The organism is Acinetobacter sp. ANC 5054 (assembly GCF_002135295.1).
In the GTDB taxonomy this organism is placed as follows: domain Bacteria; phylum Pseudomonadota; class Gammaproteobacteria; order Pseudomonadales; family Moraxellaceae; genus Acinetobacter.
Window position 1 is genome coordinate 326,170 of record NZ_NEGG01000001.1, and the last position, 22,886, is coordinate 349,055.

At 42.1% G+C, this 22,886-nt stretch carries 20 protein-coding genes; 10 read left to right on the plus strand and 10 right to left on the minus strand.

The annotated features are described in order from the left end of the window. The first annotated feature begins 386 nt into the window (after positions 1 to 386). Positions 387 to 1,136: a hypothetical protein gene (locus B9T33_RS01555; RefSeq protein WP_086177330.1), complete on the plus strand. Its 750-nt coding sequence runs from the start codon at positions 387 to 389 to the stop codon at positions 1,134 to 1,136. 57 nt (positions 1,137 to 1,193) lie between these two features. Here B9T33_RS01555 and B9T33_RS01560 read toward each other — a convergent pair whose 3' ends face one another. Continuing rightward, the gene (locus B9T33_RS01560) at positions 1,194 to 1,844 is read right to left on the minus strand and encodes a response regulator (protein ID WP_086177331.1); all 651 of its coding nucleotides are present in this window, start codon (positions 1,842 to 1,844) and stop codon (positions 1,194 to 1,196) included. Between the two features lie 376 nt (positions 1,845 to 2,220). Here B9T33_RS01560 and msuE point away from each other — a divergent pair, with 376 nt between their 5' ends. The 4 genes from msuE (at position 2,221) to B9T33_RS01580 (ending at position 6,744) form a co-directional block, all read left to right on the plus strand. Next, positions 2,221 to 2,952 (plus strand): FMN reductase, encoded by a 732-nt coding sequence (gene msuE / locus B9T33_RS01565; protein ID WP_086177190.1) that lies wholly within the window; start codon positions 2,221 to 2,223, stop codon positions 2,950 to 2,952. Between the two features lie 35 nt (positions 2,953 to 2,987). Beyond that, positions 2,988 to 4,094 carry a dimethylsulfone monooxygenase SfnG gene (gene sfnG / locus B9T33_RS01570; RefSeq protein ID WP_086177191.1) on the plus strand — a complete coding sequence of 369 codons (1,107 nt, stop codon included), beginning with the start codon at positions 2,988 to 2,990 and terminating at the stop codon, positions 4,092 to 4,094. A gap of 493 nt (positions 4,095 to 4,587) precedes the next feature. Next, positions 4,588 to 6,006 carry a cryptochrome/photolyase family protein gene (locus tag B9T33_RS01575; protein WP_086177192.1) on the plus strand — a complete coding sequence of 473 codons (1,419 nt, stop codon included), beginning with the start codon at positions 4,588 to 4,590 and terminating at the stop codon, positions 6,004 to 6,006. A gap of 123 nt (positions 6,007 to 6,129) precedes the next feature. Then, entirely contained in the window at positions 6,130 to 6,744 is a 615-nt protein-coding gene (locus B9T33_RS01580; protein WP_086177193.1) for a riboflavin synthase subunit alpha, read from the plus strand. Positions 6,745 to 6,790: 46 nt separating this feature from the next. On the opposite strand, the gene B9T33_RS01585 is transcribed toward B9T33_RS01580, so the two are convergent. After that, complete coding sequence (locus tag B9T33_RS01585; protein ID WP_086177194.1) at positions 6,791 to 7,969, minus strand: acyl-CoA dehydrogenase family protein; 1,179 nt, start codon at positions 7,967 to 7,969, stop codon at positions 6,791 to 6,793. Between the two features lie 228 nt (positions 7,970 to 8,197). Further along, positions 8,198 to 10,141 carry an acetate--CoA ligase gene (gene acs / locus B9T33_RS01590; protein ID WP_086177195.1) on the minus strand — a complete coding sequence of 648 codons (1,944 nt, stop codon included), beginning with the start codon at positions 10,139 to 10,141 and terminating at the stop codon, positions 8,198 to 8,200. A 284-nt stretch (positions 10,142 to 10,425) separates the two neighbouring features. Between acs and B9T33_RS01595 the strand changes: the two genes are divergently transcribed. Both B9T33_RS01595 and B9T33_RS01600 read left to right on the plus strand, forming a co-directional pair. After that, entirely contained in the window at positions 10,426 to 11,007 is a 582-nt protein-coding gene (locus B9T33_RS01595) for a DUF805 domain-containing protein (protein WP_086177196.1), read from the plus strand. A 128-nt stretch (positions 11,008 to 11,135) separates the two neighbouring features. Beyond that, complete coding sequence (locus B9T33_RS01600) at positions 11,136 to 12,101, plus strand: mechanosensitive ion channel family protein (protein ID WP_086177197.1); 966 nt, start codon at positions 11,136 to 11,138, stop codon at positions 12,099 to 12,101. On the opposite strand, the gene B9T33_RS01605 is transcribed toward B9T33_RS01600, so the two are convergent. The 5 genes from B9T33_RS01605 to prfB all read right to left on the minus strand — a co-directional run bounded on the left by B9T33_RS01605 (position 12,087) and on the right by prfB (position 17,093). Beyond that, a complete protein-coding gene (locus B9T33_RS01605; protein ID WP_086177198.1) occupies positions 12,087 to 12,797 on the minus strand; it encodes a 16S rRNA (uracil(1498)-N(3))-methyltransferase in 711 nt (236 codons plus the stop codon). The genes B9T33_RS01600 and B9T33_RS01605 overlap by 15 nt on opposite strands. Before the next feature lie 252 nt (positions 12,798 to 13,049). Beyond that, on the minus strand, positions 13,050 to 14,330 hold the full coding sequence (locus tag B9T33_RS01610) for a 3-deoxy-D-manno-octulosonic acid transferase (RefSeq protein WP_086177199.1): 1,281 nt from the start codon (positions 14,328 to 14,330) through the stop codon (positions 13,050 to 13,052). Between the two features lie 86 nt (positions 14,331 to 14,416). Beyond that, positions 14,417 to 15,505, minus strand: coding sequence for an alkene reductase (locus B9T33_RS01615; RefSeq protein ID WP_086177200.1), 1,089 nt, complete (start codon positions 15,503 to 15,505; stop codon positions 14,417 to 14,419). A gap of 38 nt (positions 15,506 to 15,543) precedes the next feature. Next, positions 15,544 to 15,843 carry an ArsR/SmtB family transcription factor gene (locus B9T33_RS01620; protein WP_078190555.1) on the minus strand — a complete coding sequence of 100 codons (300 nt, stop codon included), beginning with the start codon at positions 15,841 to 15,843 and terminating at the stop codon, positions 15,544 to 15,546. Positions 15,844 to 15,997: 154 nt separating this feature from the next. Further along, a protein-coding gene (gene prfB / locus B9T33_RS01625; protein WP_143223984.1) for a peptide chain release factor 2 occupies positions 15,998 to 17,093 on the minus strand; the annotation gives its coding sequence in 2 pieces (ribosomal slippage) (positions 15,998 to 17,020 and positions 17,022 to 17,093; 1,095 coding nt in all). 183 nt (positions 17,094 to 17,276) lie between these two features. Between prfB and B9T33_RS01630 the strand changes: the two genes are divergently transcribed. The 3 genes from B9T33_RS01630 to B9T33_RS01640 all read left to right on the plus strand — a co-directional run bounded on the left by B9T33_RS01630 (position 17,277) and on the right by B9T33_RS01640 (position 20,472). Beyond that, entirely contained in the window at positions 17,277 to 18,131 is an 855-nt protein-coding gene (locus B9T33_RS01630) for a putative porin (RefSeq protein ID WP_086177202.1), read from the plus strand. 331 nt (positions 18,132 to 18,462) lie between these two features. Continuing rightward, positions 18,463 to 19,248, plus strand: a complete 786-nt coding sequence (locus tag B9T33_RS01635; protein WP_086177203.1) for a putative porin — start codon at positions 18,463 to 18,465, stop codon at positions 19,246 to 19,248. A 231-nt stretch (positions 19,249 to 19,479) separates the two neighbouring features. Beyond that, positions 19,480 to 20,472: a hypothetical protein gene (locus B9T33_RS01640; protein ID WP_086177204.1), complete on the plus strand. Its 993-nt coding sequence runs from the start codon at positions 19,480 to 19,482 to the stop codon at positions 20,470 to 20,472. Positions 20,473 to 20,524: 52 nt separating this feature from the next. On the opposite strand, the gene recJ is transcribed toward B9T33_RS01640, so the two are convergent. Then, on the minus strand, positions 20,525 to 22,228 hold the full coding sequence (recJ, locus tag B9T33_RS01645; protein ID WP_086177205.1) for a single-stranded-DNA-specific exonuclease RecJ: 1,704 nt from the start codon (positions 22,226 to 22,228) through the stop codon (positions 20,525 to 20,527). Then, positions 22,229 to 22,885, minus strand: a complete 657-nt coding sequence (gene pdxH, locus B9T33_RS01650; protein ID WP_086177206.1) for a pyridoxamine 5'-phosphate oxidase — start codon at positions 22,883 to 22,885, stop codon at positions 22,229 to 22,231. Between the last annotated feature and the right edge of the window lies 1 nt (position 22,886).

The window sequence follows — 22,886 nt, forward strand, 5'->3', positions numbered from 1 at the left end:
TTTTTTACCTGACAGCAAAGTAAATTTACGCAAATGGCAAAAGATTTTTGCGGACAGGCAAAATCAGTCAAATACCCACTTAAAAATCCAGTATTTATTGTCCAAAATAATCAAATTCAACTTGCCTATGGCAAAAAATATCGGCTACATAAGTGAACACTTGTACACTTAGTTACAATTGTTAATTGTATTGATTTATAATAATTTATTTACCATCAAATCAAAAATTAGAACTTTAGTCGTATATTTAATTCACCCACTTCGATCTAAAAATAATTATTAGAAATTGATCAGTTTCTAATCTCTTCAATGCGCAAATCGCACTCCTTTTGAGAAGCTGATCTTTCCTTCAATTAGGAGTTTTTATTGTGAATATCTCAAAAGCAATGCCGCATGATTTTGATCAAAATCTACAATTTCATCGTCAATACGGTGTCAACGCCATTTTGCCAGAAATTCATTGGCGTAAATTATTCAAATATAGCAATCTACACGATGTGCAAGTAGAAGCATTGGAAACCTTATATCGCAGTGCCGTTCCCCTTGCACTACAGGTTTTTGATGAATTGAACTTTGATGTATTTGCACCGAATGGCTATAAACCACAAGGTTTAGGGCTATTTGAGCGTCTTGCAGAACAAGAAGAAATCCTGCTGCAAAATCTTGAAGCTGAATCAAAATGTTTAAGTGAAGAAACCCGCCACCAAATCTGGAGTATGTTACTTCGTGGTGGTGCGGTACTGGTGTTTAAAGCGTGGTTAGGTAAAGTCAAATCTGACCAAGACCAATTGGATAAAACTCAGTTTGATGAATTGTCTGACCTGCTCTTTATTAAAACCTCGCCTTTTGAACTGGCAGAGCGCCTCAATGTGCACGCCAATTCAAATCAAGATCATATTTTCTTAATGTATGACAATGATGTCTATCTTGACCGCTTTAATAGCCTCGAAACCGCGGCTTTATTTGTAGATTTAGGCGTGTACGATGCTGCTTTCTTGAGCCTATGTGACGACCAAGTTGCAGCTTACTTAAAATCACGCGGTTATGTGACGGATGAGCAAATCGATGAATTGCAGTGTGCACTTAACCCACTGTTCTGCACCGATTTAACGCCAAAACAAGACTATATTGCCTGATCTCAATTGAGTAAAAAAAAGACCTCCATATGGAGGTCTTTTTTTTAGGTGAGCGTTTTAGATTTTCTTCTCATCAATATTCAATGCATTGATTGCCAATACCGCTTGCGTACGGTTTTGCACGCCGAGTTTACGGAAAATTGCCGTAACATGGGCTTTAATAGTCGCTTCCGAAACATCGAGTTCATAAGCAATTTGTTTATTCAATAAACCTTCTGCCACCATCATCAACACACGGAATTGCTGCGGTGTTAATGACTGGATACGCTCTGCCAATGCTGTTTCATCAGCGGCACGTGGGTCGAAGTTCATATTGGCAGGTAAGTTTGGTGGCAACCAAATTTCACCTTCAAGCACTTGGCGAATTGCTTCACCGATATGGCTTGGATGTGCTGATTTTGGAATATAGCCCATCGCACCATGCGCAATGGCACGTTGGATAATCGACGCTTCTTCATGCGCCGAAACCACAATAATCGGAATCGATGGATATTGTGCACGAATATGCACCAATGCAGAGAAGCCTGAAGCGCCCGGCAAGTTTAAATCCAGTAAAACCAAATCAGGTTCAGGACCATTTTCAAGTCTTTCGTAGCACTCATTGACTGCAGCAGTCTCATGAATTTGCGCCTGTGGCAAACTGTAACGAACCGCCTGAATTAAAGCATGACGAAACAGCGGGTGATCATCAACGATTAAAATATTCATAAGCAACATGAAAGATCTTGTGCACAATGACCCTATTCTAACCACACATCCTATGTGAAGGATATGCAAGAAGTTATTTTTTTGCATGGAAAATGTAGATTTTTGACTTAAAACACCGTTTTTTTGCCATTTTCAATAAATCTTTAAATCTAATCACATTTTCATATAAATTTTATTCAGCGCATAAAAATGCTTATCAAAATCCAATATATGCCGAATTTTCAATATCTTAAAAAATATAAAGCGTTCAAATCATTGGATTATTCAACATATCTAAAAATCAGATAACTTTACTGCATTTGCTTATTTTACAGCGTCCCACCCATCGGCATTAATAAAAAGCATTCCGAGAAACCACCCTTTTAGGTTTAAAAAAATGTCGAATTTAAATATCCAAAAACCCCTAAATATTGTTGCTGTCTCTGGCGGTTTAAATCATCCATCGAAAACGGAAGCATTAGTTCAAGCCATTATTGATGAGCTAGGCGATGCCACCCCAATCAATGTGCATTTCATTAAATTCAGTGAAATTGGTCATCTACTGGGCGGCGCCATTTACCGCAACCAACTGCCACAGCGTGTACAAGATGACTTGGCAGCAGTTGAAGCGGCAGATGCACTGATTGTTGGCACACCGGTTTACCGTGCATCTTTCACGGGTCTCTTCAAACATTTCTTTGACTTTGTAGAACAAACTGCGCTGGTCGATGTGCCTGTACTTCTTGCCGCATCTGGTGGTAGTGAACGTCATGCCTTAGTGCTTGAACATCAATTACGTCCATTGTTCAGCTTCTTCCAAGCGCAAACCCTGCCGATTGGCGTCTACGCAACCGATAAAGACTTCACACCTGAATACACCATTCACAGTGAATTATTGCGTGACCGCATCACCTTGGCTGTCGCACGTGCATTACCCATTTTAGAGTGGGCTCCTGCCAAAGGTCTGCGTGCTGAAGTCATTGCGGCAAAATCACAGCAAGCCAACCAGAACTTAGGCATCAATAAACAAATTGAACAAGAAGACGTACTGCCATCTGCTGCTGTCCCAAGCTTAGATGCCGCAGAAGCACGCCTACACAGCAAAAAGCCGAAAACGCAGGTGGCTTAGTCGCCCAGTGCAATCATATTCAGAGGATTTGCAACATGTCAGAACAACATCAAAATATTCGATTTGCATATTGGGTCCCAAACGTCAGCGGTGGCCTCGTAGTCAGCGATATCGAACAGCGCACGGACTGGAGTTATGACTATAACGTCCGTTTGGCACAAGCGGCGGAACGAAGCGGCTTTGAATATGCGTTGACCCAAATTCGTTTTACCGCAGGCTATAACGCAGAAAATCAGCATGAATCGGTCAGTTTTAGTCACGGTATTTTGGCAAAAACAGAAAAGCTCAAAGTGATTGCAGCGATTTTACCCGGCCCGTGGAAACCCGCTTTAGCGGCCAAACAATTGGCGACCATTGACCATCTGACGCATGGCCGTATCGCCATTAATGTGGTCAGTGGTTGGTTCCGCGGTGAATTTGATGCGATTGGTGAAGAATGGCCTGAACACGATCAACGCTATGCCCGTTCAGAAGAATTCATTCGCAGTCTAAAAGGCGTATGGACTGAAAATAACTTTAATTTTGAGGGTAAATACTATCAATTTAAAGACTATACCCTGTCGCCAAAGCCCGTTCAAAAACCGCATATTGAAATCTTCCAAGGCGGCAGTTCGCATGCTGCACGTGATATGGCATCACGGGTTTCAGATTGGTACTTTACCAATGGCAATCGCCCTGAAGAGCTGAAAAAACAAATCGATGATATTCGTGCAAAAGCCAAGGCCAATAACCATCAGGTCAAAATTGGCGTCAATGCCTTTGTGATTGCACGTGACACTGAAGAAGAAGCACAAGCGGTACTGCAAGAAATCATTGCCAAAGCCAATATTCAAGCGGTTAATGCCTTTGGTGATGCGACCCGTGAAGCAGGTGCCGCAACGAAAGAGGGTGAAGGCAACTGGGCAAAATCGACCTTTGAAGATTTGGTTCAATATAACGATGGTTTTAAAACCAACTTGATTGGCACGCCACAACAAATTGCTGAACGTATTGTCGAGCTCAAAAGTGTCGGTGTCGATTTAGTCCTTTCTGGCTTCTTACATTTTATTGAAGAAGTTGAATACTTTGGCGCAAAGGTGTTACCACTGGTTCGTAAACTTGAAGCACAACAGCAACACGTTGTGTCAGCAAAATCAGCTTAACTGCTTTTTTGTACAAGTGCTCGTCATCAGCACAATAATGACAAACGGGTAACTCCACTTTCCTCCTCCAAGGCTCGGCTTGGAGGATTTTTTATGGCACTAAAATTTAAGCAGAAAAGTGATGGTGGTTTTTACAAGCACTGAAAAAGAAAAAGCCCGACCTCCTGTCGGGCTTTTTCAGTATAGGCATTTAAGTATGACTCCTGTCGCACTTCACAATCCTGATGCTGAACGTCTTTATTGTTGTTTTCTGTTCCGGAACATCCTGTTCCTGTATGTGTTCATCTTAGGGTCATTTCCAAAGCTTGCCTAGCGTCGATGCCCTCGTTCAATGTAAGCCAAAACCGACAACGCCATACTCATTGTTGGCTTTTATCTAAGAATCAACTTCAATGCTCAATAAATATTACGCTGTGGCTTTTCGAGACATTCGGGTATTTATATACTCTAAGGATGCAACTAACTGAAAGCGCTGTGACATCTGGATAAAAGCATGCAACTGATTTGGTTTCGACAAGATTTAAGACTGCACGACCATACAGCACTCTGGCACGCCACGCAGGCTGGCCCGACCATTGCGGTGGTGTTTATCTCGCCAAAGCAATGGCAATTGCATGATGATGCACCGATAAAAATTGACTTTTATCTCAGACAACTGGCGCAGCTTCAACAGCAACTGCAACAGCTCAATATTCCATTGATCATACGGCATATTGGACTGTGGCAGGAGATAGCGGCTGATCTTCAGAACATTGCACAACAGCTTAAAATCACTGCGTTACATGCAAATATCGAATGTGACTACAACGAACGACAACGCGATGCTGAAGTACGGCAGTTACTTGAACAAGCCAATATTCAAGTCAACTATTATCATGACCGCACATTGTTTCCACTCGGCAGCATTCGAAATCAATCGGGACAACCCTATCAAGTGTTTGGTGCGTTTAAGAAAAAATGTTATGAACATTTAAGCTTAAGTCTACCCCGCTGCTATCCCACCTTCGAGGCTCAACAAGCTCTAACGGCACATCCGCTGTGGCAAACGCAATTAGAGCTCCAGCCTTTTTGTCCTCAGGGACTTTCGATACAGCAGATTGAACTTTGGCCTATCGGTGAGGCCCAAGCCTTCGCTCTTTTAGATACATTTATCGAAGCGGGATTAAGTCATTATGCCGAAGATCGCGATGTTCCTGCTATGCATGGCACCAGTAAAATTGGTGCTTATTTAAATATCGGTATTTTGTCCATTCGCCAATGTCTGCATGCACTCTTTCGCAGCCAACAGGGTCATTTTCATATCGAAGGTCGTGGACAACAAACATGGTTGGATGAACTTCTGTGGCGTGAGTTTTATCAGCATATTTTGTTTGATCACCCACGTCTATCTCAGCATCAACCCTTCCAACTCAAAACGGCGCGCATTCAATGGCGTGATGCCCCAGAGGATTTACATGCTTGGCAGCAAGGTCTGACAGGAATTCCGATTGTCGATGCAGGTATGCGCCAACTGTTAGCAACAGGTTGGATGCACAACCGCGTACGCATGATTTGTGCGATGTTCCTCAGCAAAAATTTACTGCTGGATTGGCGTTTGGGTGAGCAGTGGTTTATGCAACATTTGATTGATGGTGACTTGGCGGCCAACAATGGTGGTTGGCAATGGTGTGCCTCGACAGGCACAGATGCAGTACCCTATTTCCGAATTTTCAATCCAATCAGTCAATCACAAAAGTTTGATCCCCAAGGTGATTATTTAAGGCAATGGCTTCCTGAACTTGCCCATTTAGATGCGAAGCACATCCATCAGCCTTATGCAAAAAAGCAGGAGATAGAATTGAATTATCCCTTGCCCATCGTCGATTTAAAATCCTCTCGCCTACGAGCGATTGAGATCTTTAAAGCACTTTAATGAGGTGATTGTGCATTTGCAGCTCGAAAAATATCAAGACATCATTCAAGCGATTCTGAGATAGCCGAGTGGCTGATTTCACCCTACAATAGATGAAAAATTAATAGTCATCAGAGACCATTCATGTATACAGGCATCGTGCAAGGTTTAGAAAAAGTATTGGACGTCCGTCAAGGTCAAGGCTTCAGCACTTTGGTCATTTCCAATCATCATAATTTTTTTCACGATGTATTTATCGGTGCCAGTGTCGCGATTAATGGCGTGTGCTTAACGGCAACGCAGATTGACCTTGCCGCTAATCAAGTGCATTTTGATGTGTCTGATTTAACGCTCAGCCTGACGACACTCAGCAGCCTAAACGCTAGTGATGATGTGAATGTGGAACGCTCTGCCAAAGTCGGTGCAGAAAATGGTGGTCATAATCTTTATGGGCATATTGAAGGCACTGCTGTGGTGAAAAACCTCAGTAAAAATGGTGAAACCCTGCATTTGGATATTCAAATCCCTGAAGGCAACATCAAATACTTCTTCCTTAAAGGCTTTATAGGGCTGAATGGCTGTAGCTTGACGGTCAATCGTGTTGACCGCACGACTTCAGAAATTTCAATTGATCTGATTCCTGAAACCCTGCGACTGACCACTTGGAAAGATATTCAAGTAGGCGATAATGTGAATTATGAAATTGACCAGACCACACGTACCTTGGTGGATACGCTGGAAAATATTCATCAGCGTTAGGCAGTCTAAAGCCTCCGATTGGAGGCTTTTTTAGTCTTAGGCACTGTTAAGAATAAAAACTCGGATCAGGTACTTTTCCTGTCAGCACCCATTCACCGATTTCCTGATATTTATAATCGACAGGATCATGCAAAGTTTGCGTGCGTACATTGCGCCAGAAACGATCTAAATTCAGTTGAGCCGTGGTTGCCCGTGCACCCATGACTTGGAATATATTTTGCGTGATATACAGCGAGGTATTGGTCGCGGCAATTTTCGCTGTGGCAATCGCCAACGATACTTCGCCGCGCTGTGCTGCCGTTAAAGACTCACCAATCTGCCATGCCCATTGCAAATGTTGAATTGCTTTTTCCGCCAGTAATCGCACACTTTCCAGTTGGACATAAAACTCAGCAAAATGCTTTTGGGTAAAGGGATCATGCACCGCTTGTTCAGCCAAAGATTTAGACCACGCTTTTTGCGATTGCACCGTCTGCTTCGCAGTTTCAAATGCACCTTCAGCCACACCTAAAAATAAATGTACAAAGATCAACTGCGCAATCAAAGGTCTTAAACTTGAATAGGGTGTACTGAGTGGCCCAGGGTTCAACAACAGTTCATCTTTGGAAATTTTTACCTGCTCAAAATGGCTACTGCCACTGTCGGTTTGGCGTTGCCCCATATTGTTCCAATCGCCTAAAAAGCTCACCCCTTCACGTGCAGTCGGTATCACTCCAATCAGTAATTTTTCTGCCTCATTAAAGCCTGAACACAGCAAAATGTCGGAATCTATCGAGCCTGAACAAAAACTTTTATCGCCATGAAAAATGTATTCATGTTCAGACAGTTGCGTCGCTGTAGTGCGACGGTCCAGTGGATTTAGAGTATTGCCCCAAAACAGATGATTTTGCGCTGTTTGGCTAAACCACGGCGCATATTGCTCTGGCTGCGCAAACAACTGTACGGTTGCAATCAATAAATGATGAAAGCCATAAACATGTGCCAAGGAACTATCCACTTGGGCAATGGTTTGAATGGTCTTAAAAATCGTCTGCCAATCTGCACCTTGCCCGCCATATTGCTGAGGGATGGACAAGCTCAATAGACCACTTTGGCGAATTAAATCTCGCTGGGCTTTGGGGTTGCCCCCTTGTTTATCACGTTCGGCGGCTGTCTTGGCAAACGCTTGGGCAAGTTGCTGGGCAATTTCAATCGGTGTTTGAGTCCGTTGGGCTGAAGCATTCATAGGTCTGTCTGGTTATTCTCATTGCCATTTAGCTTAGCAAAGCTTGAGCCTGTGACTTAGCTGAATGCCTGCAGTCTATATCTACAAATGCTATATCTGTAAAAGCTACAGCTTGCTCAATCAAATCATTCTCTTTAAACAATGGAAATAAAGACTTCGTTTCCTTTAGCCATAAAAAAATGGCATCTAAGTTTAGACGCCATTTTTAAGCTTAGTCTCAAATTAAACTTAAGTCTTTGGATAAACCGTTGCAATCAAGTTTTCAACCACTTGTGGCTCGGCCAAGGTGGAGGTATCGCCCAAACTATCCAACTCATTCGCCGCAATTTTCCTTAAGATTCGACGCATGATTTTCCCTGAACGGGTTTTGGGTAATGCAGGCGCCCAATATAAAGCATCTGGCGTCGCCACGGGGCCCAAGACTTTACGCACCCATGCCACTAGTTCATCCCGTAACTCATCAGTTTCTGCTGTATCTGCTTGCAAAGTCACGAAAGCACAAATCCCTTGTCCTTTAATATCATGTGGCATACCCACCACCGCAGATTCAGCTACCGCATCATGAGCCACCAAGGCACTTTCAATTTCTGCCGTGCCTAAACGATGCCCCGAAACATTCAGCACATCATCCACACGACCAGTGATCCAGTAATAACCTGACTCGTCTCGCCGTGCACCATCACCTGTAAAATATGTGCCCGGATAAGTTGAGAAATAGGCTTCAATAAAACGCTCAGGGTCACCCCAAATGGTGCGCATTTGCCCCGGCCAAGAATCTTTAATGACCAAGTTTCCTTCTACTGCACCCTCAAGCTCTTTGCCTTCTGCATCGACAATGGCTGGCTGAACACCAAAGAATGGACGCGTTGCCGAACCCGGCTTCAAATCGGTTGCACCCGGCAATGGGGTAATCATGAAACCACCAGTCTCGGTTTGCCACCAAGTGTCCACAATCGGACAACGGCTCTCACCAACAACAGTGTAGTACCAGTTCCACGCTTCAGGATTAATCGGCTCACCTACTGAACCAAGCAGGCGTAAACTACTCCGATCACTTTCACGCACAAACGCATCGCCCTCACGCATCATGGCGCGAATCGCAGTCGGCGCAGTATATAAAATGGTGACGTTATGTTTATCGACAATATGTCCTGTCCGTGCCCAACTCGGATACTGCGGTACACCTTCAAACATCACCGTCGTGGTGCCATTCGAGAGTGGTCCATACAGCACATAGGAGTGTCCCGTAATCCAACCGACATCGGCCGTACACCAAAATACATCGTCTTGTTTTAAGTCAAAAACTTCACGGAAGCTACAATTCACATAGGTTAAATAGCCGCCTGTGGTGTGCAGCACTCCTTTGGGCTTGCCTGTTGAACCCGAAGTATACAAAATAAATAACGGATCTTCCGCATTCATTGGTTCAGGTGGGCAAATGTCATTGACCGACATGATTTCCATGTGATACCACAGATCACGCTCAGGCTTCATTTCAATCGGATTACCTGTACGGTGCACCACCATCACATGCTGAACGGAAGATGTTCCTGCTATCTGCAAAGCGATATCAACATTTTCTTTTAACGGAATGGGCTTGCCACCACGCATACCGCAATCGGCGGTAATGACCATTTTCGCCTGACTGTCTTCAATACGACTGGCCAACGAGTCTGGAGAGAAACCACCAAAGACCACACAGTGCACTGCGCCAATCCGCGTACACGCCAGCATAGCAATCGCAGCTTCAGGCACCATCGGCATATACAGCACCACACGATCGCCTTTGCCTACGCCATTTTTCTTCAATACATTGGCAAAACGACAGGTCTCATCATGCAATTCTTCAAAGGAAATAATTTTGTGCCGTGACGGATGATCACCTTCCCAAATAATGGCGGGTTTATGCGGATGTTCTTTTAAATGTCGATCCAAACAGTTGGCGCTGACGTTCAGTTCACCATCGGCAAACCACTCTATTTTAAAATCGTCTGTGTTGAAACTGGTATTTTTAACTTGGGTAAATGGGGTAATCCAATCAAGTTTTTGTGCCTGTTCTGCCCAAAACTCATCAGGTTGTTCAATGGATTTTTGATAACGCTCAAAGTACTCAGCCTCATTGATGCGTGCAGTTTTTTTAAAACTTTCAGGTACTGGATAGATCTCTTTCATATTGTATTTTCCTTGATCCGATTCATCTCATCTCGAGATGCCATGCCACGTTTTTACTTATATATGTGCTGCATAAAGCAATATGACGATTATTTTTTAATCGCGACAATCCTGCTTTGGTCGTATTCTTATATTTCATTTAAACCACATTCATGCTTAAAATTTCAACAAAAACATGTTTGCATTGAGTATCTGATCAGTTCAATTAACTCTATACTGAAGACTCTCTCCTCCTAAATTGTTGAACGTTTCACACAATTGAATCGTTTATTTTGGTCAACGCCATGAATACAAATAACTCATCCTCTTTCTTCTCTCGGAACCCGACACCCGTGGTTGACAATCCCCTAACCCCAGACGGGCGTTTTGGTCGACTAAGCATGATTGGTTGGTATGGTTTTTTAAATATCATTGCCTGTCTTGCACTGATTGGTTTGAGCTTGGCTGTTGGGATTTTTAACTTCAACACTTTGGCATTGAATGACCAATTTATAGGGATTTTGACTGGGTTTTCGGGTTTAGCCTATTTAGCGATTGTGGTGCTCTATATTTATTTTTACTGTGTTTTCGTGGTTCGCCGATTGCACGATTTAAATAAAGCTGGTTGGTGGATGCTTTGGCTGCTCTTCCCAATCATCAATCTATTTTTTATCGTGTATTTACTCCTAGCTTCAGGTGATCCCAATAATAATCGCTATGGTGCACCTCGACCTGCTGCCGTTTGGGAAAAAATTCTGGCTTGGTTAATGATTCTCTTGTCATTGTTATCTATTTTTGCCACTGGCAGTATCACGTCCTACATGATGGGTACAGGTGAATTGGAAACGCCAACCGAAATCCTTCAGCAAAGTACAGATTATTTTTAATGGACAATTTAATTCAACAGGATGCCTGTCTGAATTTTGATACATCTGTTCATTGACCTGTAAGAAAGGCTTATTTTCGAACTTAAAATCGGGCAAAATACACAAATATTTTAAATATTGGAAAACTTGTGGCTGAACAAGACAATGCCTTAAGTGATGTGACTCAAGGCACCACGACCCTCATACAAGAGGCAACTGAAAAAACCGCACAAACTGTGCTTGAACATACAGCAAAATATAATGATGCCTACTCAACCATCGACAAATTTGTCGATGCTTTTTGGGAACGTGTGCCTTATATCTGTATTGCACTTATCGTTTTTACGGTTTTTTATCTACTGTCGAAATTTTTTAAATTCTTTGTTCGTAAAGCTTTAGCCGACCGCTCTTATACCAAACAAAACTTAGTTTTGGTGCTGAACCGTGTCGGTAGTTCAGCCATTCTTTTCATTGGTTTCCTGATTGCCATGGTCATTGCGATTCCAGGCTTCACCCCCGGTCAGCTCATGAGTGCATTGGGGATTGGTTCGGTGGCGATCGGTTTTGCGTTCAAAGATATTTTCCAAAACTTATTATCCGGTATTCTGATTTTATTGGGCGAACCGTTCAAAATTGGCGATGACATTATCGTGTCAGGCATGGAAGGTACGGTTGAAGACATTCAAATTCGTGCAACCTTCCTACGCTCACCAGATGGTCGCCGTATCGTGATTCCTAACGCAACGGTCTATACCAGTGCGGTTACGGTAAATACGGCATATCAACGTCGTCGCTGCGAATTTGTGGTCGGTATTGGTTATGAAGATGACATTCAACAAGCCAAAAACATTGTCATGGCAATCTTAGACAAAGACCCAACCATTTTGAGCCAACCAGGCTTCACGGTAAATGTAAATGCTTTGGCAGATTTCTCTGTGAACTTAAATGTGCGTTGGTGGGTTGATACGACTGAGACCACTACAGCAAACTCCATTAGTGAAGTGCAAGAACATGTGATTCAAGCCTTCAACCAAAACGGTATTTCAATTCCATATCCTGTACAGGAAGTGAAAGTGTACCGTGGCGATCAAGCGGAAGCATCAGCAGCTAAATAATCGCCCAAGCACGTATGGAATGACTGTTTCTGTACGAATAATACGGTTGCCCAGACTCACTGCTTGGCAGCCGTTTTTTATGAGTAAATCAATTTCATAGGGAATAAAACCGCCCTCTGGCCCAATCAAAATCGTACAACCATGTGTAATTCCTGCTGGCATCGTCTGCGCTGCATAAGGATGTGCCACATAGGCTGGACATTCCGCGCTGATCATCTTCGGCAGTACATCTTCTACAAAGGGTTTAAAGCGCTTATACAACTCAATTTGTGGCGCAATCGTATCGCCTGCTTGCTCTAAACCCAGCGTCACATATTGATCTAATTGTTGCAAAAATGGCGTTTGCCAATAGCTTTTATCCACTCGATAACTGTGTAACAAAATGATCTTTTCTACACCTAAAGTCACGGCATCCATAATCAAACGACGTAACACTTTGGGTCTGGGCATAGCAACGATTAAGGTCACAGAATGCTTCGCTGGAACGCTTTTTTCGTGAAGTGGCTTTAATTCAATGCACTGATCACTGATGCTGACAATTTGGGTTAAATAGCGCTTTCCTTCCCGAATCCCTACTTTTAAGGTATCCCCCACTTGCACATCGACATGGGTTTTTAAATGCTCAATTTGCCGTTTGGCTGTAATACGCCAAAGTTCAGATTGTGTTTGTCGCGGGTCAAGCAGGACGATGTTCATAGAAACCAAATCAAAGAAGATGCTGAAAGTACAAAAACAGGATACGCGTAAATATCATCCACAACTGTTCGAGGCAGGACGCAAAAATTTAAAAATGTTTCTGCGATGATTTAACTTAAAGCAGACAGCGGACGAGTTTTGTGGATGACAAATGGTTTTGTTACTTTTGCCGAAACAAAAGTAAAAGCAGAGCTCCGAACCTTTAATTTATAAAGTTAAGACGCCGCAAAGTACACCTAAATAACCTAAAAATTATAAATACTGATCAATCACTTGAATATGTTTTTGCAGAGATCCAGTATTCTTTCGCATAATCACTTGTGCTGCTGCATTCAACGCCTGCGCAGAACCCACATCCTGAATCAAAGACATCAAAGCAACTGCTGCTTGCTCAAAATCCTCTGCTACAACAACTGCATTTGCCGCAACAAACTCATCCACAATGCTTTGGAAATTAAAATAATTCTTACCTAAAACCGTCGGCACATTCAGCGCAATTGGCTCTAAAATATTATGCCCACCACCCGGTTCATTCAGCGAACCACCGACAAAACACGCCTGACTCAAAGCCAACCACAACCACAACTCACCCATACTATCTGCCAAATACACTTGCGTATCGGCTTGAATGGTTTGAGCGAGACTACGACGCTGGGTCTGTAAATTCAGTTTTTGGATTTCGGCAAAGACCTCGTCAAAACGTTCAGGATGACGCGGAACAACAATACACAACACTTCAGGATGCTGCTGCAAATAAGGCTTTAATGCGCTCAGTAATTTCTGTTCTTCAGGGGCATGCGTACTAGCAATCGTGATGATTTTACGCCCCATGAGCGACCAATCATCTTTAAGCTTCGCAGCTTGGGCAATAAAAGATTCAGGCGCATGAATATCAAACTTAATACTGCCCACAACCTGACTGCTTTGAGAATTTGCCCCTAAATCAATAAAGCGCGACAAGGTTGCTTGATCTTGTGCAAGCACTTGATTCAAACCCTGCAACATCGGAACGGTTAAACTTGAAACTTTGCCATAACCTTTGGCAGATTTTTCAGATAATCGCGCATTAAGTAATAAACGCGGAATATTCAACTGCTTCGCTTGATCAATCAGATTCGGCCACAGTTCTGTTTCGACCAAAGCCAACATTTTCGGTTGATATTTTTCAATAAAGGCACGGACTAAGGTCTTTTGATCTGCAGGTAAATACACCGCCTGAAATAGCGATTCATACGGTGCTTTTAAAAATAGAGATTTCGCACGGGCTTGCCCTGTTTTGGTGGTATTGGTGACCAAAACTGGATGACCGGCTTTAAGATAATGTTCGATCAAGGGCTGCGCGGCATTGGTTTCACCCACAGATACCACATGAAACCAAATCGCCTGCGTATTTTTTACTGGCTGAAACGGCCCAAAACGCTCGAGGCATTCTTGCTGATATTGCGCATCATTGTCCGCACGCTTTTTAATGCGTGACCGATACAAAGGCTTAATGATGAAAAGCGCTGCGTTATACCAAAAAGGAGTAGCCAAACAAAATGCTCGAAGTTAATTTGAATGGGCAGAATATAGCAGAGCATTACCCACATGTTAATGGATAATGCGTATTCACCAGTCGATTAATTTTGAGAACGATCCGCAGCACATTTATTTTGCATGCTTGGATAATCAATATAGCCTTCCGCCACATCGGTGCCGATCATATTTTCTAGCACCAATTCATTCAGCGGCGCATTGACCATCAAACGCTCATATAAATCTGGATTAGCGATATAAGCCTTACCAAATGACACGGCATCTGCTTGACCAGAAGCTAGTAGTTGCATCGCATCTTCACGACTTAAACGCATATTGGCAATATACGGCACACCATTTGAACGTTCTTTCATATAGTTGCTGATGCTGTCATCCGCAAGATATTCTCGGGTAAAGAAAAACGCAATATTTCGTTGACCCAGTTGCTCTAAGGCATAACCAAAAGTTTCACGTGGAGCATCATCACCCATGTCATGCTCATCACCACGTGGTGCCAAATGCACACCGACACGACCTGCGCCCCAAACTTCAATCAGTACATCAATAACTTCAAGCAATAGACGCGCACGGTTTTCAACCGTACCACCGTATTCATCATCACGTAAATTGGTCTTGGTCTGTAGGAACTGATCAATCAAATAACCATTTGCCGCATGTAATTCGACACCATCAAACCCTGCTTCTTTAGCGCGAATCGCAGCTTGTTTAAATTGTTCAACGATGCTTTTGATTTCAGTAATTTCGAGCGGTCGCGGCACCACATAGCCACGTTTTGGACGTAACAAACTCACATGCCCAGCTTGCTGTACGGCACTGGCTGAAACAGGCGTTTGACCACCGAGTAATTCTGGGTCAGAAACACGGCCCACATGCCACAACTGAGCAACAATTAAACCTTGTTGTTCATGTACCGCTTGAGTAACAACTTTCCAACCTTCAACTTGCGCATCCGTGAAAAGTCCTGGCGTATTGCGGTAGCCATTGGCTTCTTCAGAGATCACCGTTGCTTCTGAAATAATCAGACCGCTACTGGCACGTTGTGCATAGTACTCAGCCATCATTGCTGTCGGCACACGGTCATCCGTTGCACGGCTACGTGTTAAAGGCGCCATGATCACGCGATTTTTCAGGTGTAAATCACCCAAAATAAGAGGAGTATTGAATTCAGCCATATATGTCTCGCCCCCACACTTCAAATGCTAAATGCGATTTAAAGGGAGTTTTGCAGATAATCGATATATTGCTGAATGAGTTCTTCATTGCGTGAGAAATACGACCATTGACCATATTTCTCGGCTTGAATTAAGCCCGCCTGTTGCAACACAGACAAATGATTAGACATCGTAGACTGCGAAACATTACCGAGTTTTTCGATATTGCCAGCGCATACACCACGATTAAAGCCGCCACATTGTTCTTCTGACAAAAACTGTTCTGGTGTTTTCAACCATTCCAAGATTTGACGTCGAGTCGGATTGGCAAGTGCTTTAAAAATTAAATCAATATCCATAATTTAAACGGGTTTAATTAAATAAAAATTTGGACAACAAAGTTCTATTCAGCATCTTGAATACACTATATCGTATTTTTTCGATTTTTATATCGATTATTTTAGATATATTAATCAAAAACAGATAGAACTTTGTTTTCTATGTAAATTTAAATTACAAACCTTGTTTTAGGCTGGCTTCAATAAATTTATCAAGATCACCATCAAGCACCGCACCGGTGTTTGAACTTTCCACACTAGTACGTAAGTCTTTGATACGTGAGTCATCTAAAACGTATGAACGAATTTGGCTACCCCAACCGATATCAGACTTGGTGTCTTCCAACGCTTGCGCTGCATCATTACGTTTTTGCATTTCAAGTTCATACAATTTTGCACGTAACTGTTTCCATGCATGGTCACGGTTGGCGTGCTGTGAACGTTGGTTCTGACATGCCACCACAATCCCTGTTGGAGCGTGGGTTAAACGTACCGCAGAATCGGTTTTGTTAATATGCTGACCACCTGCACCTGACGCACGGTAAGTATCGGTACGTACATCTGCTGGATTGATCTCAATTTCAATATTGTCATCAATTTCAGGCGAAACGAATACTGCTGAGAAAGAAGTATGACGACGGTTACCCGAGTCAAACGGCGACTTACGAACTAAACGGTGTACGCCAGATTCAGTACGTAACCAACCATAAGCATATTCACCTTCGACACGGATCGTTGCAGATTTAATCCCTGCCACATCACCATCAGACTCTTCCATCACTTCCGCTTTAAAACCGTGACGTTCAATCCAACGCAAGTACATACGAAGCAACATAGACGCCCAGTCTTGTGCTTCTGTACCACCCGAACCTGCTTGGATTTCCACATAGCAAGGGTTTGGATCCATCGGGTTGCTGAACATACGACGGAATTCTAATTTCGCAAGTTCGGCTTCAGCAGATGTTAATTCTTCTTGTACATCCGCTAATAAACTTTCTTCTTCTGCTTCAACTGCAAGATCAAGCATCGCTTGTGCATCTTCAAGCTGAGTTGACAGACCTTCTAAGACATTAATGACGTTTTCAAGCTCACCCTTTTCTTTGGCCATGGCTTGAGCACGGCTTTGATCATTCCAAATTGCAGGATCTTCTAACTCACGTAGAACTTCTTCTAAACGCTCTTTTTTCAGATCGTAGTCAAAGATACCCCCGTAAAGTTTGACCACGGTCGTTTAAGTCTTTTAGCTGTAATAGATACGGATTAATTTCCACGTGAATTACTCTCAATCAAAAAATTTGGCTTAAATAGCCGCCTATTATATCACAGAGCTTTTAGCCAATTTCAGCAAGAATTCGGCAATCTAAATCATTGACTTTAATGTACATAATATGAACAATACGCTCGCTTTAATATTTATTACATTTTATTTACAACAATAATGTTTCGAGGGTTTTATGAATAAAACATTACTTGCACTAGGATTAGCTGTTATCACTTCATCAACTTTTGCTTATGATGCGCAAATTGATGGTGGCTATACATATACTGATTGGGATGATGACTATACAGATTCAGATCATTCTGTTGATGTAAAAGGCACCTTGTACTTTGAGTCAGTACAAACTGGTAATGGTCCGTTAAATGAAGCTGCATTCCTTGGACACAACAGCAACGTCTATGCTCAATATGCTTTTAATCGTAAAGAAAGCGTTGATTATATTGCATTTGATGAGTCGATTTCAGAATTTGGTACAGGCAAAGATGAACAAGATACACATTCAATTTCGGCTGGTATCGAATACTACTATCAACAATTTTATGTAAATGGTGAAATTGGTACTTCACGAGTTAAATACCAAGAAAATTTTAAATTCCCAAGTTGGTCAGGTTCTTATAAAGATGACTATGATGTAACAACTTACCGTGCATTGGTTGGTTTCTTACCTGTTTCTAATTTACTTTTAGCTGCTGGTGTTGACGGCGTTAAAATTGAAGATGGTGATGACGATAACCGTTTTGCTGTAAAAGCAAAATATGTTGCACCTTTAAATAATGGTCAATACATCAACCTTGAAGCAGATGGTGCTTTTGGTGATTTAGACTCTGTTACAATTGGTGCAGACTACTACTTCGATCAAGCATTTAGCGTGGGTGCATCTTACAACATCGAAGATGATGGTGATACAGACACTGATTACTTTGCTATTCGTTCAAAATACTTCCTTAACCCGAACCTAGCAATCGGCGGTCAAGTTGGTTTTGGTGATGACGTTCAAGCATTCAACATCAATGCAACGTTCCGTTTCTAATTTTTTGAGCAGTTTTTACACGACTTAAAAGATTAAAAGCACTGTGCTAGCACAGTGCTTTTTTCATTTTTCTTGTAATAATTTTTAAAAAATAGATGAAATTTTAAGCAAATTTTCAAAAATTCATAAAATTCACACAGTTTTAATAAAACTAAACATTATATAATTATTATTATATTTCAATATCTTAAATTATAAAAATTACACAATATTACTGAATACACAGTTCTGTAACTTTGCAGTGGTTGACCATATTCAAAATATCTCTAGACTAAAAGTTGTAACAAAAAATGTATTAAATTTAGCCAAACAATTTAGAGGGGTAGTTTCCATGAAAAAACTCGCAATTGCTTCAGCACTTCTTTCTGCACTTGCTATTACAGGGACAGCACACGCTTACCAAGCAGAAGTTGGCGCTTCAGCTGGTTACATCGACCCAGATAATGGAAGCTCTGGCAGTGAATTTGGTGTAAACGGTACTTATTACTTCAACCCCGTTCAAACTCGTAACGCTCCTCTTGCAGAAGCTGCTTTCTTAAATCGTGCAAGTAATGTGAATGCACATGCAACATTTGCTGACCGTGGCGATGTTGACGACAATACTTATGGCGTAGGTATCGAATACTTCGTACCGAACTCAGATTTTTATGTGTCTGGTGATCTAAGCCGTAATAATGTTGAATATGATACTCCATTGGGTAAAATCGACAACGATACAACTTATTATGCAGCTGAAGTGGGTTACCTTCCTGCACCTGGCTTCTTAGTTGCTGCCGGTCTAAAAGGTTGGGACAATGACGATGACGACGGTGTAGATCCAACACTTCGTGCAAAATATGTCACTACACTAAGCAATGGTAAAGATATTAACCTTGAAGCTGGTGCAGCATTTGGTGATCTAGATGAATTCAATCTAGCTGCTGACTACTTCATTGATAAGACATTCAGTGTAGGTGCTGACTACTACAACAATGACGTTACTGATCGTAGTGAAGTTGGTATCAACGCTCGTAAATTCTTTAACCAACAAGTGAGCCTTGAAGGTCGTGTTGGCTTCGGTGAAGTGGGCAACAATGACTACAACTCATTTGGCGTAGCTGCGAAATATCGCTTCTAATCCTCAATAAGAAGATAAAAAAGACCGCTCTTTGGAGCGGTTTTTTTATGCTTATCTCGACCTCAGTTCATCACTGATTTTATAAAAACAATGGGAATGATCACGTTAAAATCTTATAAAATAATTATTTAAATCTATTTTTATTTATAAACTCCCCGATAGACAACCTTGACCCACAGCGTTTTTTTCATACAATTCGCAGCAATAAAAATAAAGTCTAGTCTCAATATCATGTATAAAAATCCACTCTTGCAACAAATTATTTTCATTACACTCGGCAGCTGTTGCAGTTTGCCGTGCTTTGCCTATCAGGCTGAAATGAATGTGCAGTATGAAAATGCGGCATTACAACAATTTTCAGAACTCGATACAGTCAATGTAAATGGGCAATTTTTCCCCAATGCTGTCATTAATAAATTTGGACCACTGGCTGAATCTGCATTTTTAAACAATGCCAGTAATATCGGTTTGCACTATAGCTATGGCCAGGGAGATCTTGAGAAAAACTTGAATAATTATCTGACCAGTCTCGACACAAAAATTGGTATCATCGGGTTATCTGCAGAATACTTTATTCCATCGACAGCATTTTATTTGGCCGCAAGTGTCAGTCATTATGAAGAGACCTTAAAAGGCACTCGCACCTATACAGGTACTGAAGAGGTTGATGAAGAATCTGAAGGTGAATATTCGCCTATGTCAGCCCGCATGGCGCGAATGATAAATGTCGATGATGTCATCGCCAAAAATACGCAAGAACGTATTGATCAATCAAAAAATAATACAGGTTATGCCTTTGAAGCAGGTATGAAACCATTAAAAAATTTATTGGTCACCGTCGGTCTGACCAATAAACATTTAGACCCCCAAAAAGCGTTAAACCAAGGTTTCAGTAGTACTTATCACGATGCACTGGGTATTACTGAAGATACTGCCCTCATGCTACGTAGTAAATATGTGGCAAATTTTGGTTCGATTGGCGCTAATTTTGAAGCTAAAAGTTATTTTGCAGAAGAGAATCTTTATAACTTAAATGCGGATGTCTATCTCAGCCCGACATTAAAAATTGGTGCATTCTTTTCAGATTCTTCCAATCGAAATGTATCGACAATCATGAATTATAAAATTCAAAAGTTTATAAGCCCTTCACTGGCCTTTTCGCTTAATTATAGCGATAGCAAAGATCAAGACAGTTATGGTTTAAGTACTACAGCACGATTTTAAAATTTAAAAAAATGAAAACCGCTCCATAGAGCGGTTTTTTTATCAGGATAATTTATTGCACTAAATGTAAAACACGTAACTGTAAGCTGACATTTCCTCTAAATTCATTTTTATCCAATTCAAAAACCAAACGAACATGATCTTGCATTGGATTAAATTCATATTTTTCAGCAGCATTAAAGACTATGGCTTCGACCATTTGACCATTTTCTAACGCTAACTTCAGCTTGAGGTGAACATCTTTTAAAAAGCGGTAATCGACAATTTTAAACATACCTTCAAAGACTGGAGCAGGAAATTTCTGTCCCCATGGGCTTAAATTTTGCAAAAGGTCTACTGTATCGACCGTAAATGCTGCATCTGGAAGCTCACCATCGGTCCAAATGGTCGCTTGAAATAAAGCTTCATCTTGTGCCGAAATTAAAGCTTCAAATGCCTTTTTAAATTCAGCAAAATGTTGCTTTTGGATGGTCAAACCCGCCGCAGCGGCATGTCCACCGAAGTGGCTTACCAAGTGAGGATGTTGTTCTGCTACAGCTTCAATGCAATCTCGAATATGTATACCTTCGATTGAACGCGCTGAACCTTTGATATGTAAGCCATCTTCATCAGCAGCAAAAACAATGGCAGGACGATGAAACTGTTCTTTCAAGCGTCCTGCTACAATCCCGATCACACCCTGATGCCAATGTTGTTCAAACATAATCAATGCAGCAGGTAAATCATCTTGATCGAGCTGAATATGTTCCAATTCTGCTAAGGCTTCTTGTTTGATTTGCCCCTCAACTTGACGTCTTTCGACATTCAGTTGATTCAGCTGCTGAGCCAATGGATAAGCTGTACTGAGGTCAGATGCAATTAAGCATTCAATGCCAATGTCCATAGTTTCCATGCGTCCAGCCGCATTCAAACGTGGACCAACAACGAAACCAAGATCTTGTGCTTTTAACTGAGCGGGGTCTCGACCTGCAATATCCAATAATGCGCTGATGCCGGGACGACACTGCGACTGTTGTATGCGTTTCAGACCGGCATCAATTAAAATACGGTTATTTAAATCTAAACTCGCGACGTCCGCATAGGTGCCCAAAGCCACCAAATCTAAATATTGCGATAAGTTTGCCGTAGATTTTCCATGCTTTTTACGATAACTGGCCAAGTTTGCCAACACATAAAATGCGACTCCAACGCCCGCTAAAGCTTTGCTTGGAAACTCACATCCCAACTGGTTGGGATTGACCACAGCTTCTGCTTTTGGCGTATCTTTGGTGGTTAAATGGTGATCGGTAATAATCACCTGCATACCATGTGCCTGCGCCTGCTCCACCCCTGTGTGGCTAGAGATGCCATTGTCTACCGTAATCAGTAGATCTGGGGTAAAACTGACAAAAGCCAAATCGGCAATCGCTGGCGTTAAACCATAACCGTATTTAAAGCGATCTGGCACCAAATACTCAACATCGGCACCCATATCACGCAGGGCCAGCACCATCAATGCCGTACTGGTCGCACCATCAGCATCATAGTCCCCGACGATCACGATTTTTTTCTGTAGATCAATCATTTGATCAATTAACTGAATCGCTTGCACTAAGCCTTTTAGATTCGGAGCATGTAAATGCTTCAGTTTCAGCTCAAGTTCTTGCGCAGAACTCACACCTCGACGCGCCAATAAATCCGCAATAAAAGGGGCAACGCCCTGAATGTCTTCAGGGCGTGTAAGTAAGGGTCTTTGTTGAATTAAAAGAGTGGGCATTTATGGCATCAATCGCTGCAAAATCCACTGCTCATCTTGCTTTTCGTAACACAAGCGATCATGCAAACGGTTTGGACGACCTTGCCAAAACTCATAATAGTCTGGCTCAAGTCGGTAGCCACCCCAAAATTCAGGCTTAGCAAGTGTTGCCTTGCCTTCCACTTGATCATGCAAATTTTGAAAGCGCTGTTGCAACTCTTCACGACTGGCAATCACACCGCTTTGTGGCGTACTGATATGGGCAGCAATTTGGCTGTCACGTGGACGCTTGTGATAATAATCCGTCGATTCCTCTTCAGCGATTTTCACCACGCGACCTGAAACGCGAATCTGACGCTCTTGTTCCTGCCAATAAAACAACAATTCTGCATAAGGATTTTCCAGCAGATCATTGCCTTTCTGACTGTCGTAGTTGCTGTAGAAATCATAACCTGAATGAGTCGCACCGCGCAGCAACACCGTCCGCACGTGCGGACGACCTTGTGCATTTGCCGTCGCCAAAGACATGGCATAGGGTTCATGCAATTGCGCTGCTAAGGCATGGTTAAACCATAATAAAAACTGCTCATGTGGATCGGCATTGACTTGCTCTTCATGTAACTCACCTTTTTGGTAATTTAAACGAAGTTCACTTAAGTCTTTAATCACATCATTCATG

Coding starts and splice junctions, on each gene's coding strand:
- B9T33_RS01555 (WP_086177330.1), top strand. CDS start 387: ATGCCGCATGATTTTGATCAAAATCTACAATTTCATCGTCAATACGGT.
- B9T33_RS01560 (WP_086177331.1), bottom strand. CDS start 1,844: ATGAATATTTTAATCGTTGATGATCACCCGCTGTTTCGTCATGCTTTA.
- msuE (WP_086177190.1), top strand. CDS start 2,221: ATGTCGAATTTAAATATCCAAAAACCCCTAAATATTGTTGCTGTCTCT.
- sfnG (WP_086177191.1), top strand. CDS start 2,988: ATGTCAGAACAACATCAAAATATTCGATTTGCATATTGGGTCCCAAAC.
- B9T33_RS01575 (WP_086177192.1), top strand. CDS start 4,588: ATGCAACTGATTTGGTTTCGACAAGATTTAAGACTGCACGACCATACA.
- B9T33_RS01580 (WP_086177193.1), top strand. CDS start 6,130: ATGTATACAGGCATCGTGCAAGGTTTAGAAAAAGTATTGGACGTCCGT.
- B9T33_RS01585 (WP_086177194.1), bottom strand. CDS start 7,969: ATGAATGCTTCAGCCCAACGGACTCAAACACCGATTGAAATTGCCCAG.
- acs (WP_086177195.1), bottom strand. CDS start 10,141: ATGAAAGAGATCTATCCAGTACCTGAAAGTTTTAAAAAAACTGCACGC.
- B9T33_RS01595 (WP_086177196.1), top strand. CDS start 10,426: ATGAATACAAATAACTCATCCTCTTTCTTCTCTCGGAACCCGACACCC.
- B9T33_RS01605 (WP_086177198.1), bottom strand. CDS start 12,797: ATGAACATCGTCCTGCTTGACCCGCGACAAACACAATCTGAACTTTGG.
- B9T33_RS01615 (WP_086177200.1), bottom strand. CDS start 15,505: ATGGCTGAATTCAATACTCCTCTTATTTTGGGTGATTTACACCTGAAA.
- B9T33_RS01620 (WP_078190555.1), bottom strand. CDS start 15,843: ATGGATATTGATTTAATTTTTAAAGCACTTGCCAATCCGACTCGACGT.
- B9T33_RS01630 (WP_086177202.1), top strand. CDS start 17,277: ATGAATAAAACATTACTTGCACTAGGATTAGCTGTTATCACTTCATCA.
- B9T33_RS01635 (WP_086177203.1), top strand. CDS start 18,463: ATGAAAAAACTCGCAATTGCTTCAGCACTTCTTTCTGCACTTGCTATT.
- B9T33_RS01640 (WP_086177204.1), top strand. CDS start 19,480: ATGTATAAAAATCCACTCTTGCAACAAATTATTTTCATTACACTCGGC.
- recJ (WP_086177205.1), bottom strand. CDS start 22,228: ATGCCCACTCTTTTAATTCAACAAAGACCCTTACTTACACGCCCTGAA.
- pdxH (WP_086177206.1), bottom strand. CDS start 22,885: ATGAATGATGTGATTAAAGACTTAAGTGAACTTCGTTTAAATTACCAA.